A 13,001-nucleotide genomic window follows, 5' to 3' on the forward strand; every position below is an offset into this window, starting at 1 on the left:
TCAGTCGTATTCCTCTTCAGGCGAACGGCTATCATGAGTATACTTTCGGTAATAATTTTCCCAGAGAGCACGCATTGTGAATTTACTGACAGCATGCGCTGATCTGATCAGTATTTTTTTGTTCACAACCTTATTCCTTTTTTTCGCGCGCAAGGCAGCTAAAAAGGTGGGTTTAGTGGATAAACCCAATTTCCGTAAACGTCACCAGGGGATGATCCCTCTGGTCGGCGGAATTTCTGTGTTTGCAGGAGTGTGTTTTGCCTTCGGTCTGGTCGATTACTACATTCCCCACGCTAAGTTGTATCTGAGCTGCGCTGCTGTACTGGTGGCGGTTGGTGCGCTGGACGATCGCTATGACATCAGCGTGAAGTTTCGCGCAATGGTTCAGGCCATCGTTGCGGTTCTGATGATGATACAGGGGAGCTTATACCTGAGCAGTCTGGGCTACATCTTTGGTTCCTGGGAGCTTGTTCTCGGTCCGTTCGGCTACTTCCTTACCCTGTTTGCAGTCTGGGCCGCTATCAATGCCTTCAACATGGTTGATGGTATCGACGGCCTGCTGGGGGGGCTTTCAAGCGTTTCCTTTGGCGCAATGGGGATAATCCTGTGGTTGGATGGCCAGTACAGCCTCGCCATGTGGTGTTTCGCGATGATTGCGGCGATCCTCCCTTACGTTCTGTTGAATCTGGGGCTGCTTGGACGTCGGTATAAGGTCTTCATGGGAGACGCGGGCAGCACGTTGATCGGTTTCACTGTCATCTGGATATTACTGGAAACGACCCAGGGGAAAACCCATCCGATAAGCCCGGTTACCGCGCTGTGGATTATTGCTATTCCGTTGATGGACATGGTTGCCATTATGTTCCGTCGTTTACGCAAAGGAATGAGTCCCTTCTCCGCCGACAGGCAGCACATTCATCACCTGATCATGCGGGCCGGTTTTACCTCCCGACAGGCTTTTGTGCTGATTACTCTCGCTGCTGCGCTGCTAGCGGTCGTTGGGGTAGTTGGCGAATACACGCGAATTATCCCAGAATGGGGCATGTTACTCCTGTTTGTACTTGCCTTTTTTATGTACGGTTACTGCATAAAACGCGCATGGAAAGTGGTGCGCTTCATCAAAAGAGTGAAGCGGCGAATTCGCCGGCATAGCGATAAAACACACCATTTAACCAAATGAATCTGGAAAAGAGATGACACAACAATTACCGGTAGCAAACTCAGTGAGCGCTGAAAATGAGCTGGATATTCGCGGTCTGTTTTGTACGCTATGGGCAGGAAAACGCTGGATTATCGGCATTGCCTTTTTGTTTGTTCTGATTGTGCTTGTCTATACCTTCTTTGCCCGGCAGGAGTGGAGCGCTACCGCTATCACAGATCGGCCGACGGTCAACATGCTGGGGGGCTATTATTCCCAGCAACAGTTTTTACGCAATCTGGATATCAAGGCGAATCTGGCGAGCCCCGATCAGCCTTCTGCTATGGATGAATCGTACAAAGAGTTCATCATGCAGCTGGCGTCATGGGATACCCGCCGTGAATTCTGGTCGCAAACGGACTACTACAAGCAACGTCAGTCAGGAAATGCGCGTGCCGATGCCGCACTGTTGGACGACTTAATTAACGATATACAGTTCATGCCGGGTGACCCACTGAAAAGCGTGAACGACAGCATCAAGCTGGTGGCAGAAACGGCCCCGGATGCTAATAATCTGCTGCGCCAGTATGTGGCCTTTGCCAGCCAGCGGGCTGCAGGTCACCTGAATGATGAACTGAAAGGCGCGTGGGCGGCACGTACCATCCAGATGAAGGCGCAGGTTAAGCGCCAGGAAGAGGTGGCTCAGTCTATTTTCGATCGCAATATTCACAGCGTTCAGCAAGCATTGAAAGTGGCGCAGCAGAACAACATTTCCCGCAGCGAAACGGATGTTCCGGCGGAGCAGTTGCCTGACTCCGAACTTTTCCTGCTCGGTCGCCCAATGCTGCAGGCAAGACTCGAAAATCTACAATCTGTTGGTCCTGATTTTGATCTCGACTACGACCAGAATCGTGCGATGCTGACCACGCTCAATGTTGGCCCAACTCTCGACCCTCGTTTTCAGACCTACCGTTATTTACGGACGCCGGAAGAGCCGGTAAAACGCGACAGTCCGCGCCGCGTCTTTCTGATGGTAATGTGGGGTATTGTCGGTGCGCTGATTGGCGCGGGCATCGCGTTGGTGCGTCGTCGCACACAGTAACATGTACTTCGTGGCGAGGCGGATTATGCCGTCGCTACCTATTCAAAGAGAATTGATGTGAAAGTATTAACCGTATTTGGCACACGCCCAGAGGCGATTAAAATGGCGCCGTTGGTCCATGCATTGGCAAATGACCCGCATTTTGAGGCCAAAGTCTGCGTCACGGCACAGCATCGGGAAATGTTGGATCAGGTGCTGAAACTGTTTTCCATCGTTCCTGATTACGATCTCAACGTGATGAGCCCTGGGCAGGGACTGACGGAAATCACCTGCCGGATTCTGCAGGGCCTAAAACCGGTACTGGAATCCTTCAAACCTGATGTTGTACTGGTGCACGGTGATACCACAACGACCATGGCCGCGAGTCTGGCCGCATTTTATCAGCGTATCCCGGTCGGGCACGTTGAGGCTGGCCTGCGCACGGGTGATCTCTATTCCCCGTGGCCGGAAGAAGCCAACCGCACTATGACGGGCCATCTGGCGATGTACCATTTCGCGCCGACGGAGAATTCCCGTCAGAACCTGCTGCGTGAGAACATTTCCGGGCAGGGCATCGTCGTGACGGGCAATACTGTGATTGATGCGCTCTACTGGGTGCGTGACCGCGTGCTGGCTGATGAGTCCTTACGCAACGAATTGTCTGGCCGTTATCCATTCTTAGACAACGACAAAAAGCTTATCCTGGTCACGGGCCATCGTCGTGAAAGTTTCGGTCAGGGCTTTGAGCAGATTTGCCAGGCGCTGGCAGAAGTGGCCGCAGAAAACCCGGACGTTCAGGTTGTTTATCCGGTTCATCTCAACCCGAACGTGAGCGAGCCGGTTAACCGCATTCTTGGCCATGTGGACAACGTCTTTCTGATTGAACCGCAGGACTACCTGCCGTTCGTCTGGCTGATGAATCGCGCATGGTTGATCCTCACTGACTCCGGCGGGATTCAGGAAGAAGCACCGTCGCTGGGTAAACCGGTACTGGTGATGCGCGATACCACTGAGCGCCCAGAAGCCGTAGATGCTGGAACCGTCCGTCTGGTGGGTACTGATCGTCAGAACATAGTGAATGAAGTTACGCGATTGCTGCGTGACGAGAAGGAGTATCAGGCAATGAGCCGGGCCCATAACCCTTATGGTGACGGTCAGGCCTGTAGTCGAATTTTGTCAGCACTCAAAAAAAATCAGGAAACACTATGAGTTTTTCGACCATCTCTGTCATTGGCCTTGGCTACATCGGACTGCCAACGGCAGCGGCATTTGCCTCACGCCAGAAACAGGTGGTGGGTGTGGATATCAATCAGCACGCGGTAGACACCATCAACCGCGGTGAAATCCATATCGTTGAACCCGATCTTGGTCAGGTTGTCAAAACGGCGGTCGAAGGTGGCTACCTGCGCGCTAGCACGACGCCGGTTGAAGCCGATGCCTACCTGATTGCCGTGCCTACGCCGTTTAAAGGCGAGCATGAGCCTGACATGGCGTTTGTCGAATCGGCTGCACGCTTCATTGCGGCGGTGCTCAAGAAGGGCGCGTTGGTGATCCTCGAGTCCACCTCTCCGGTGGGCGCGACGGAACAGGTGGCCGAGTGGCTGGCAGAAATGCGTCCGGACTTGAGCTTCCCCCAGCAGGCAGGCGAACTGGCTGATGTGAATATCGCCTACTGCCCGGAGCGTGTGCTGCCGGGCCAGGTGATGGTCGAACTCATTAAAAATGATCGCGTGATTGGCGGCATGACCCCCATCTGCTCTACGAGAGCAAGCGAGCTCTACAACATCTTCCTCGAAGGGGAATGTGTGGTAACCAACGCGCGTACAGCGGAAATGTGTAAACTCACGGAAAACAGTTTTCGCGACGTAAATATCGCGTTTGCCAACGAACTGTCGCTGATTTGTGCCGATCAGGGGATCAACGTCTGGGAGCTGATTCGCCTCGCGAATCGTCATCCGCGCGTTAACATTCTCCAGCCGGGACCGGGAGTGGGCGGACACTGTATCGCCGTTGACCCGTGGTTTATCGTGGCGCAGAACCCGCAGCATGCGAGATTGATTCGCACTGCGCGTGAAGTGAACGACCACAAACCGCATTGGGTTATGAATCAGGTGAAAGCCATGGTCGCCGATTGCCTGGCCGCCAGCGATAAGCGTGCCAGTGACGTCAAAATTGCCTGTTTCGGGCTGGCATTCAAACCGAATATCGACGATCTGCGTGAAAGCCCGGCGATGGAAATCGCGACGCTGATTGCTGACTGGCACAGCGGTGAAACTTTGGTGGTAGAGCCCAATGTTCATCAACTGCCGAAAAAACTCACCGATAAAGCCACGCTGGTTTCTTTGGATGATGCCCTGCATGATGCCGACGTGCTGGTGATGCTGGTCGATCACAAACAGTTCAAGGCCGTTAACGGCGACAGCATCAAGCAGACGTTTGTGGTGGACACCAAAGGAGTGTGGCGTTGAAAAAGATTCTGGTGACCGGCGGCGCGGGCTTTATTGGCTCGGCCGTGGCGCGTTATATCATCAGTGAAACCACCGACAGCGTTGTGGTAGTTGATAAGCTGACCTACGCCGGAAATCTTGCTTCGCTTGCCCCCGTATCTCAAAGCGAACGTTTCGCCTTTGAGCAGGTCGATATCTGTGACCGCCAGGCGTTGGACGATGTTTTTGCCCGCCATCAGCCCGATCTGGTCATGCACCTGGCGGCAGAGAGCCATGTCGATCGTTCCATTGACGGTCCTGCGGCGTTCATCGAAACCAACATACTTGGCACCTATACCCTATTAGAAGCGGCGCGCGGCTGGTGGAATACCCTGGCAGACGATAAAAAATCGGCGTTCCGTTTCCATCATATCTCCACCGATGAAGTGTATGGCGACCTGCACGGCAGCGATGATTTCTTCACAGAAACCACGCCGTATGCGCCAAGCAGCCCTTATTCAGCGTCGAAAGCAGGTAGCGATCATTTGGTGCGTGCATGGCTGCGAACTTATGGTCTGCCAACGCTGGTCACCAACTGCTCGAATAACTACGGGCCCTATCACTTCCCGGAAAAGCTTATCCCGCTGACGATTTTGAATGCACTGGCGGGCAAGACGCTGCCGGTTTATGGCAATGGACAGCAGGTGCGCGATTGGCTTTATGTGGAAGATCACGCCCGCGCGCTGTACCGCGTGGTGACTACCGGTGTCGTGGGCGAGACTTACAATATCGGTGGCCATAACGAACGTCAGAATATTGATGTGGTTCGCACCGTCTGTGCACTGCTTGAAGAGCTGGTACCGCAAAAGCCTGAAGGCGTGGCCAGGTATCAGGATTTGATCACCTACGTGACCGACAGACCCGGGCATGACGAGCGTTACGCCATCGATGCGGCAAAAATTGAACGCGAACTGGGATGGACGCCGCAAGAGACATTTGAAACCGGAATGCGCAAAACGGTCCAATGGTACCTTGCGAATCAGGCCTGGTGGCAACAGGTTCTGGATGGCAGTTATCAGGGCGAACGTCTCGGCCTGAAAGGCTAACTCTCCCGGGAGGACATATGAAAGGCATTATTCTGGCCGGCGGTTCTGGCACCCGATTGCATCCTATCACCCGCGGTGTTTCCAAACAGCTGCTGCCCATTTACGACAAACCGATGATCTACTACCCCCTGTCAGTGCTCATGCTGGCAGGGATCCGTGAGATTCTGATCATCACCACACCTGAAGATATAAGCTACTTCCAGCGTCTGTTGGGTGATGGGTCTGAATTTGGTATCGAGCTGCATTATGCCGAGCAGCCAAGTCCTGATGGTCTGGCTCAGGCGTTTATCATCGGTGAAACGTTCCTGAACGGGGAACCTTCGTGCCTGGTGCTGGGCGATAACATCTTCTTCGGCCAGGGCTTCAGCCCGAAATTGCGTAGCGTTGCCGCGCGTACCGAAGGCGCAACCGTCTTTGGCTATCAGGTGATGGATCCCGAGCGTTTCGGTGTGGTTGAATTCGATGACAATTTCCGCGCAATCTCGCTGGAGGAAAAGCCCAAAGAGCCCAAGTCTAACTGGGCGGTCACCGGCCTCTATTTCTATGACCACAACGTTGTGGAGTACGCCAAACGCGTGAAACCTTCAGAGCGCGGTGAGCTGGAAATTACCTCCATTAACCAAATGTATCTCGATGACGGTAAGCTAACCGTGGAGCTGCTCGGACGTGGATTTGCGTGGCTGGATACAGGTACTCACGACAGCCTGATTGAGGCCAGCATGTTCGTGCAAACCGTCGAAAAACGTCAGGGATTCAAAATTGCCTGCCTGGAAGAGATTGCCTGGCGCAACGGCTGGTTGGATGATTACGGCGTAAAACGCGCGGCCAATCAGTTAGCCAAAACCGGCTACGGCCAGTACCTGCTGGAGCTGCTTCGTGCCCGTCCGCGCCAGTATTGATCCCCTTCACTGGGAAACACAGTTCTTTGGTATCAGCAGCGCCATTGTTCGCATGAGTGATGATGCGCCGGAACTTCACGCCGAAGAACTGGCGAACTGGTCACGCGTGCAGGCGAAAATCCCGGCGCAACGCACCGACTGGCTCGATGCGTTGCAAGCGCTCGGTTTTCAGCTGGTGGAAGGTGAAATTGATTTCCGGCTAACGGTGACGGATAGCGTTGACCCGCAGGCTGAGATTGCCACTGAAAACGACATTCCCCAGCTGCGAAAGCTAGCCGCACAGGCGTTTGCGCAGAGCCGCTTTCGAGCGCCCTGGTACGCCGACGACGCCAGTGGCCGCTTTTACGCGCAGTGGATTGAAAATGCAGTGCGTGGCACGTTCGATCATCAATGCCTGGTTTTCCGCGATGAGAACGCGGCTATCCGCGCCTTTGTTTCTCTACGTCAGTTGAATGGCAGCGAGGCCCGGATTGGGCTGCTGGCAGGGCGCGGGGCAGGTGACATTCTCATGCAGGCTGCTGTGCATTGGGCGCATGCGCGCCAACTGAATACGCTGTGGGTAGCGACCCAAATGGGCAATATCGCGGCACTTAAACGTTACATTCAAAGCGGTGCTGTCCCCGAAAGTACCGCCTATTGGCTATACAGGTGACACGATGATTCCTTTTAACGCACCGCCGGTTGTAGGTACTGAACTCGATTACATGCAGTCGGCCATGGGCAGCGGCAAACTGTGCGGCGATGGTGGCTTTACCCGTCGCTGCCAGCAGTGGATGGAGCAGCGTTTCGACAGTGCCAAAGTGCTGTTAACCCCATCCTGCACTGCGTCGCTGGAAATGGCGGCCCTGCTGCTGGATATCCAGCCCGGCGATGAAGTCATTATGCCGAGTTACACCTTCGTGTCCACGGCTAACGCCTTTGTGCTGCGCGGCGCAAAAATCATCTTTGTCGACGTGCGTCGCGACACCATGAACATTGACGAAACGCTGATTGAAGCGGCGATCACCGAGAAAACCCGAGTCATCGTGCCGGTGCATTATGCGGGCGTAGCCTGTGAAATGGACACCATCATGGCGCTCGCCAAAAAGCATAACCTGTTCGTGGTGGAAGATGCCGCCCAGGGCGTGATGTCGACTTACAAAGGCCGCGCGCTGGGCACCATCGGGCATATCGGTTGCTTTAGCTTCCATGAAACCAAAAACTACACCGCCGGTGGCGAAGGCGGCGCGACGCTTATCAACGATCGTACACTGATTGAGCGTGCTGAAGTCATTCGCGAGAAAGGTACCAATCGCAGTCAGTTCTTCCGCGGGCAGGTCGACAAATACACCTGGCGCGATATCGGTTCAAGTTACCTGATGGCCGATTTGCAGGCGGCGTATCTGTGGGCGCAACTGGAAGCGGCAGATCGTATTAACCAGCAACGCCTTAGCCTGTGGCAAACCTATCACGATGCGCTGAAACCGCTGGCTGACGCCGGCCGTATTGAGCTGCCGACGATTCCAGCCGACTGCGTGCATAACGCGCACATGTTTTATATCAAGCTGCGTGATGAAGCCGATCGCGGCAAGCTGATTGCCTGGCTGAAAGAGGCCGAGATCCTGGCGGTGTTCCACTACATTCCGCTGCACTCATCCCCGGCTGGTGAAGCGTTTGGCGAGTTCCACGGCGAAGACCGCTTCACCACGCAGGAAAGTGAGCGTTTGCTCCGCCTGCCGCTGTTCTACAATCTGGCATCGGTGAATCAGCGCACGGTGATTAACTCTCTACTTAGCTTCTTCGCCTGATGTCGCTGGCAAAAGCGTCAGTCTGGACTGCGGCCAGCACGCTGGTCAAAATTGGTGCGGGTCTGCTGGTGGTCAAACTGCTGGCCGTGACCTATGGCCCGTCTGGTGTAGGCCAGGCGGGTAACTTCCGCCAATTGGTGACGGTGCTCGGCGTGCTCGCCGGCGCAGGGATTTTCAACGGCGTCACTAAGTATGTCGCACAGTATCACGATGACCCCGACCATCTGCGCAAAGTGGTCGGCACCTCGTCAGCGATGGTGTTGGGTTTCTCCACGCTGTTGGCCATCATCTTTGTTGTTGCCGCTGCGCCTATCAGCCAGGGGCTGTTCGGGCATACCCATTATCAAGGGTTAGTGCGGCTGGTGGCGCTGGTCCAGATGGGCATTGCGTGGGCCAACCTGCTGCTGGCGCTGCTCAAAGGCTTTCGCGATGCATCCGGAAACGCACTGGCTCTCATTGCCGGTAGCTTAATTGGTGTGGCCGCGTATTTTCTTAGCTGGCATTTCGGCGGCTATGAAGGCGCGTTGTTGGGTATCGCCTTAGTTCCTGCGCTGGTCGTACTGCCAGCCGCAGTAATGATGGCGAAGCGCAGATCGATTCCGTTTGCCTGGCTGAAACCACGGTGGGATGCGTTTTATGCCGGGCAGTTGGGCAAATTCACGGTAATGGCGTTGATCACATCGGTGACGTTGCCAGTGGCATATGTGATGATGCGAAACTTGCTGGCTGCACATTACAGCTGGGATGAAGTGGGGATCTGGCAGGGCGTCAGCAGCATTTCCGACGCCTACCTGCAGTTTATTACCGCCTCATTCAGCGTCTATTTGCTGCCAACGCTTTCGCGGCTGACCGAGAAATCAGACATCACGCGTGAAATCGTGAAATCGCTGAAATTCGTACTACCGGCGGTAGCTGCGGCGAGTTTCACCGTCTGGCTGCTGCGTGATTTTGCTATCTGGCTGCTGTTCTCTGCGAAGTTTACCGCAATGCGTGATCTCTTCGCGTGGCAGCTAGTCGGCGATGTGCTGAAAGTGGGCGCTTATGTGTACGGCTACCTGGTGATCGCCAAAGCGTCGCTGCGGTTCTACGTACTGACGGAAATTAGCCAGTTCACGTTGCTGACCGCATTTTCGCATTGGCTGATCCCCGCTCATGGCGCACTCGGCGCGGCGCAAGCCTATATGGCGACCTATATCGTTTATTTTGCGCTGTGCAGCAGCGTATTTTTAATTTGGCGTAAACGGGCATGACTGTACTGATACACATACTGGGATCGGATATCCCGCACCATAATCAAACCGTTCTGCGGTTTTTCAGTGAAGAACTGGCGGACGGCTGCGAGCACGCCCGTGAATTTATGGTGGTGGGCAATGAAAGCGCGCTACAAGCCGCAGGCCCGAACCTCTCGCTGCGTTTTTATGCTGACAAGAAAGCGTTGGCTACCGCGGTTGTCGAGAAAGCGAAAGCCGACCGTTCACAGCATTTTTTCTTCCACGGACAGTTCAACACAGGCCTTTGGCTGGCATTGTTGTTCGGCGGTATCAAGCCCGCGCAGTTTAACTGGCATATCTGGGGTGCTGACCTGTATGAGGTCTCCCGGGGCCTGAAATTTCGTCTCTTTTATCCGCTTCGACGCATGGCGCAGGGGCGCGTGGGCTGTGTTTTCGCCACGCGAGGCGATTTGAATACCTTCGCGAAAGCGCATCCGCGGATACAAGGTGAATTGTTGTATTTCCCGACGCGCATGGATTCGTCATTGAACGATATGGAAACTGAGCGTCACGAAGCGCAAACGCTGACGATACTCGTCGGTAATTCTGGCGATCGCAGCAACGACCACATCGCGGCGCTGAAGGCTATTCATCAGCAGCTTGGTGACACCGTTAATGTGGTACTGCCGATGGGCTACCCGGCCAATAACGATGAATACATTCGCGAAGTGCGCGCGGCAGGTGAAGCGCTATTCAGTGCGGAACACTTGCAGATCCTCGGCGAAAAGCTGGCGTTTGACGATTATCTGGCCCTGCTTCGCCGCTGCGACCTGGGCTACTTCCTGTTCCCACGCCAGCAGGGGATTGGCACGCTATGTTTGCTGATTCAGGCGGGGATCCCGTGTGTGCTGAACCGGGATAACCCGTTTTGGGAAGATATGGCCGAGCAGCACATTCCAGTACTGTTCACCACCGATACACTTGACGTCGCCGTGGTGCGTGAAGCGCAACGACAACTGGCGAGTGTCGATAAAACACAGATAGCCTTTTTCCGTCCAAACTATCTGGAACCGTGGCATCGCGCGCTGCAGATTGCAGCAGGAGAGGCGCAATGAGCCTGATGCAGTTTACCGGCCTGTTTGTGGTCTGGCTGTTTTCATCACTGTTTATCGCCACGCTGACGTACTTTGAGTTTCGTCGGGTGCGCTTTAACTTTAACGTCTTCTTCTCAATGCTGTTTTTACTGACGTTTTTCTTCGGCTTCCCGCTGTCGATGACGCTGGTGTTTCGTTTTGACGTCGGTGTCGCGCCGCCTGAAATTCTGCTGCAGGCGCTGCTGTCGGCGGCCTGTTTTTACGCGATTTACTACGTGGCGTACAAAACGCGCCTGCGTGCGGCGCGCGTTCAGAAGGAACGTCGCCCGCTGTTCACCATGAACCGGGTGGAAACCCATCTGGCGTGGATGCTGCTGGCGCTGATTGCATTGTTGAGCGTCGGTGTATTCTTCGCGCACAACGGTTTCCTGCTGTTCAAGCTGCACTCCTACAGCCAGATTTTCTCCAGCGAAGTCTCCGGCGTGGCGCTCAAGCGCTTCTTCTACTTCTTCATCCCGGCGATGCTGGTCGTCTATTTCCTGCGTCAGGACAGCAAAGCGTGGATCTTCTTCCTCGTCAGTACCGTGGCGTTTGGTCTGCTGACCTACGTGATCGTCGGCGGCACGCGCGCCAATATCATCATCGCCTTTGCTATCTTCCTGTTCATCGGTATTATTCGCGGCTGGATTTCGCTGTGGATGCTGGCGGCGGCGGGCGTGTTAGGGATTGTCGGCATGTTCTGGCTGGCATTGAAACGCTATGGGATGAACGTTAGCGGCGACGAAGCGTTTTACACCTTCCTGTATCTGACGCGCGACACCTTCTCGCCGTGGGAAAACCTGGCGCTACTGTTGCAGAACTACGACAAAATCGACTTCCAGGGACTGGCGCCGATTGTCCGCGATTTCTATGTCTTCATTCCGAGCTGGCTGTGGCATGACCGGCCGAGCATTGTACTCAATACCGCCAACTACTTTACCTGGGAAGTGCTGGATAACCATTCCGGGCTGGCGATTTCCCCAACGCTGATTGGCTCGCTATTGGTGATGGGCGGCGCATGGTTTATCCCGCTGGGTGCGGTGGTTGTAGGGCTGATTATCAAATGGTTTGACTGGCTGTATCAGCTGGGCAACCGTGAAACGAACCGCTATAACGCGGCGATTCTGCACAGTTTCTGTTTTGGAGCTATCTTCAACATGATTGTGCTGGCCCGCGAAGGACTCGACTCATTCGTTTCCCGCGTGGTCTTTTTCCTGGTGATTTTCGGGCTCTGCCTGCTGGTCGCCAAATTGCTTTACTGGCTGCTGGACAGTGCCGGGCTTATCCATAAACGCTCAAGGCCGCTGCCACAACCTCTGGTTTGATAAGGGAACAGATGACGGATTCAACCGCTGCGCCGCTTTATGCCGTGCGCGGCCTGCAGCTGATTGGCTGGCGGGATATGACGCATGCGCTGGACTATCTCTATGCCGATGGGCAAATGAGGCAGGGAACGCTGGTGGCGATCAACGCGGAGAAAGTACTGACGGCGGAAGACAATGCCGAGGTACGCACGCTTATCGACGCTGCGGAGTTTAAATATGCCGACGGGATCAGCGTTGTGCGATCGATTCGCAAGAAATATCCGCAGGCTAATGTTTCGCGCGTTGCCGGAGCTGACCTCTGGGAAGCGCTGATGGCCCTGGCGGGCGCGGAAGGTACGCCGGTATTTCTGATTGGTGGCAAGCCGGAAGTGCTGGCGCAGACCGAAGCCAAACTGCGTCAGAAGTGGAACGTGAATATTGTTGGCAGCCAGGACGGGTATTTCAAAGCGGAAGAACGCCAGGCACTGTTTGAACGTATTCAGGCCAGCGGAGCGAAGATTATCACCGTGGCGATGGGCTCACCAAAGCAGGAAATATTGATGCGCGACTGCCGTTTGGTTCATCCGGGGGCGCTGTATATGGGCGTGGGCGGCACCTATGACGTCTTCACCGGTCATGTAAAACGTGCGCCTAAGATATGGCAAAAACTGGGGCTGGAATGGCTCTACCGTTTGCTGTCGCAGCCGAGCCGCATTGGCCGGCAGCTGCGCCTGTTGCGCTACCTTTGCTGGCACTATACCGGCAATCTTTGATCTCCCTTTCTAAAAATGTATTGCACAACAATTGTGCAATACATTCGCATAACTAATACTTTATTTGCCATTTCACCCTTTTTATTCAACCATTCGCCCCCTTAAAAGTCGGCACGCCTGTTGGTGCCAGACATTCCACGGCA

At 54.7% G+C, this 13,001-nt stretch carries 12 protein-coding genes; all 12 read left to right on the top strand.

Going from position 1 to position 13,001, the window contains the following annotated elements:
- The first annotated feature begins 76 nt into the window (after positions 1 to 76).
- From wecA to wecG, 12 genes are read left to right on the top strand one after another with little or no spacing between them, the layout of a single operon-like run.
- Positions 77 to 1,180 carry a UDP-N-acetylglucosamine--undecaprenyl-phosphate N-acetylglucosaminephosphotransferase gene (wecA, locus tag MUU47_RS01160; protein ID WP_258986267.1) on the top strand — a complete coding sequence of 368 codons (1,104 nt, stop codon included), beginning with the start codon at positions 77 to 79 and terminating at the stop codon, positions 1,178 to 1,180.
- Positions 1,181 to 1,193: 13 nt separating this feature from the next.
- Entirely contained in the window at positions 1,194 to 2,240 is a 1,047-nt protein-coding gene (gene wzzE / locus MUU47_RS01165; protein WP_258986269.1) for an ECA polysaccharide chain length modulation protein, read from the top strand.
- 57 nt (positions 2,241 to 2,297) lie between these two features.
- A complete protein-coding gene (wecB, locus tag MUU47_RS01170) occupies positions 2,298 to 3,428 on the top strand; it encodes a non-hydrolyzing UDP-N-acetylglucosamine 2-epimerase (RefSeq protein ID WP_258986270.1) in 1,131 nt (376 codons plus the stop codon).
- Positions 3,425 to 4,687 carry a UDP-N-acetyl-D-mannosamine dehydrogenase gene (wecC, locus tag MUU47_RS01175; RefSeq protein ID WP_258986271.1) on the top strand — a complete coding sequence of 421 codons (1,263 nt, stop codon included), beginning with the start codon at positions 3,425 to 3,427 and terminating at the stop codon, positions 4,685 to 4,687. The genes wecB and wecC overlap by 4 nt, the downstream gene beginning before the upstream one ends.
- Positions 4,684 to 5,751 (top strand): dTDP-glucose 4,6-dehydratase, encoded by a 1,068-nt coding sequence (gene rffG / locus MUU47_RS01180; protein ID WP_258986272.1) that lies wholly within the window; start codon positions 4,684 to 4,686, stop codon positions 5,749 to 5,751. The genes wecC and rffG overlap by 4 nt, the downstream gene beginning before the upstream one ends.
- A 17-nt stretch (positions 5,752 to 5,768) precedes the next feature.
- Positions 5,769 to 6,650, top strand: a complete 882-nt coding sequence (gene rfbA / locus MUU47_RS01185) for a glucose-1-phosphate thymidylyltransferase RfbA (protein WP_258986273.1) — start codon at positions 5,769 to 5,771, stop codon at positions 6,648 to 6,650.
- Positions 6,628 to 7,302, top strand: a complete 675-nt coding sequence (rffC, locus tag MUU47_RS01190; RefSeq protein ID WP_258986274.1) for a dTDP-4-amino-4,6-dideoxy-D-galactose acyltransferase — start codon at positions 6,628 to 6,630, stop codon at positions 7,300 to 7,302. The genes rfbA and rffC overlap by 23 nt, the downstream gene beginning before the upstream one ends.
- Before the next feature lie 4 nt (positions 7,303 to 7,306).
- Positions 7,307 to 8,437, top strand: a complete 1,131-nt coding sequence (gene rffA / locus MUU47_RS01195) for a dTDP-4-amino-4,6-dideoxygalactose transaminase (RefSeq protein WP_258986277.1) — start codon at positions 7,307 to 7,309, stop codon at positions 8,435 to 8,437.
- Complete coding sequence (gene wzxE / locus MUU47_RS01200; protein ID WP_258986279.1) at positions 8,437 to 9,687, top strand: lipid III flippase WzxE; 1,251 nt, start codon at positions 8,437 to 8,439, stop codon at positions 9,685 to 9,687. Before rffA ends, wzxE begins: the two co-directional genes overlap by 1 nt.
- Positions 9,684 to 10,763: a TDP-N-acetylfucosamine:lipid II N-acetylfucosaminyltransferase gene (locus tag MUU47_RS01205; RefSeq protein ID WP_258986280.1), complete on the top strand. Its 1,080-nt coding sequence runs from the start codon at positions 9,684 to 9,686 to the stop codon at positions 10,761 to 10,763. The genes wzxE and MUU47_RS01205 overlap by 4 nt, the downstream gene beginning before the upstream one ends.
- Complete coding sequence (wzyE, locus tag MUU47_RS01210) at positions 10,760 to 12,106, top strand: ECA oligosaccharide polymerase (RefSeq protein ID WP_258986281.1); 1,347 nt, start codon at positions 10,760 to 10,762, stop codon at positions 12,104 to 12,106. The genes MUU47_RS01205 and wzyE overlap by 4 nt, the downstream gene beginning before the upstream one ends.
- Positions 12,107 to 12,117: 11 nt before the next feature.
- Positions 12,118 to 12,858, top strand: coding sequence for a lipopolysaccharide N-acetylmannosaminouronosyltransferase (gene wecG / locus MUU47_RS01215; protein ID WP_258986282.1), 741 nt, complete (start codon positions 12,118 to 12,120; stop codon positions 12,856 to 12,858).
- The last annotated feature ends 143 nt before the right edge of the window (positions 12,859 to 13,001 follow it).

It is taken from the genome of Scandinavium hiltneri (genome assembly GCF_024764835.1).
GTDB classification, from domain to species: Bacteria; Pseudomonadota; Gammaproteobacteria; order Enterobacterales; family Enterobacteriaceae; genus Scandinavium; species Scandinavium hiltneri.

What these genes read in the sequence shown, in the direction of transcription:
- wzxE (WP_258986279.1), top strand. Translation starts at nt 8,437, where the DNA reads ATGTCGCTGGCAAAAGCGTCAGTCTGGACTGCGGCCAGCACGCTGGTC.
- MUU47_RS01205 (WP_258986280.1), top strand. Translation starts at nt 9,684, where the DNA reads ATGACTGTACTGATACACATACTGGGATCGGATATCCCGCACCATAAT.
- wecG (WP_258986282.1), top strand. Translation starts at nt 12,118, where the DNA reads ATGACGGATTCAACCGCTGCGCCGCTTTATGCCGTGCGCGGCCTGCAG.
- wecC (WP_258986271.1), top strand. Translation starts at nt 3,425, where the DNA reads ATGAGTTTTTCGACCATCTCTGTCATTGGCCTTGGCTACATCGGACTG.
- rffA (WP_258986277.1), top strand. Translation starts at nt 7,307, where the DNA reads ATGATTCCTTTTAACGCACCGCCGGTTGTAGGTACTGAACTCGATTAC.
- wzyE (WP_258986281.1), top strand. Translation starts at nt 10,760, where the DNA reads ATGAGCCTGATGCAGTTTACCGGCCTGTTTGTGGTCTGGCTGTTTTCA.
- wzzE (WP_258986269.1), top strand. Translation starts at nt 1,194, where the DNA reads ATGACACAACAATTACCGGTAGCAAACTCAGTGAGCGCTGAAAATGAG.
- rfbA (WP_258986273.1), top strand. Translation starts at nt 5,769, where the DNA reads ATGAAAGGCATTATTCTGGCCGGCGGTTCTGGCACCCGATTGCATCCT.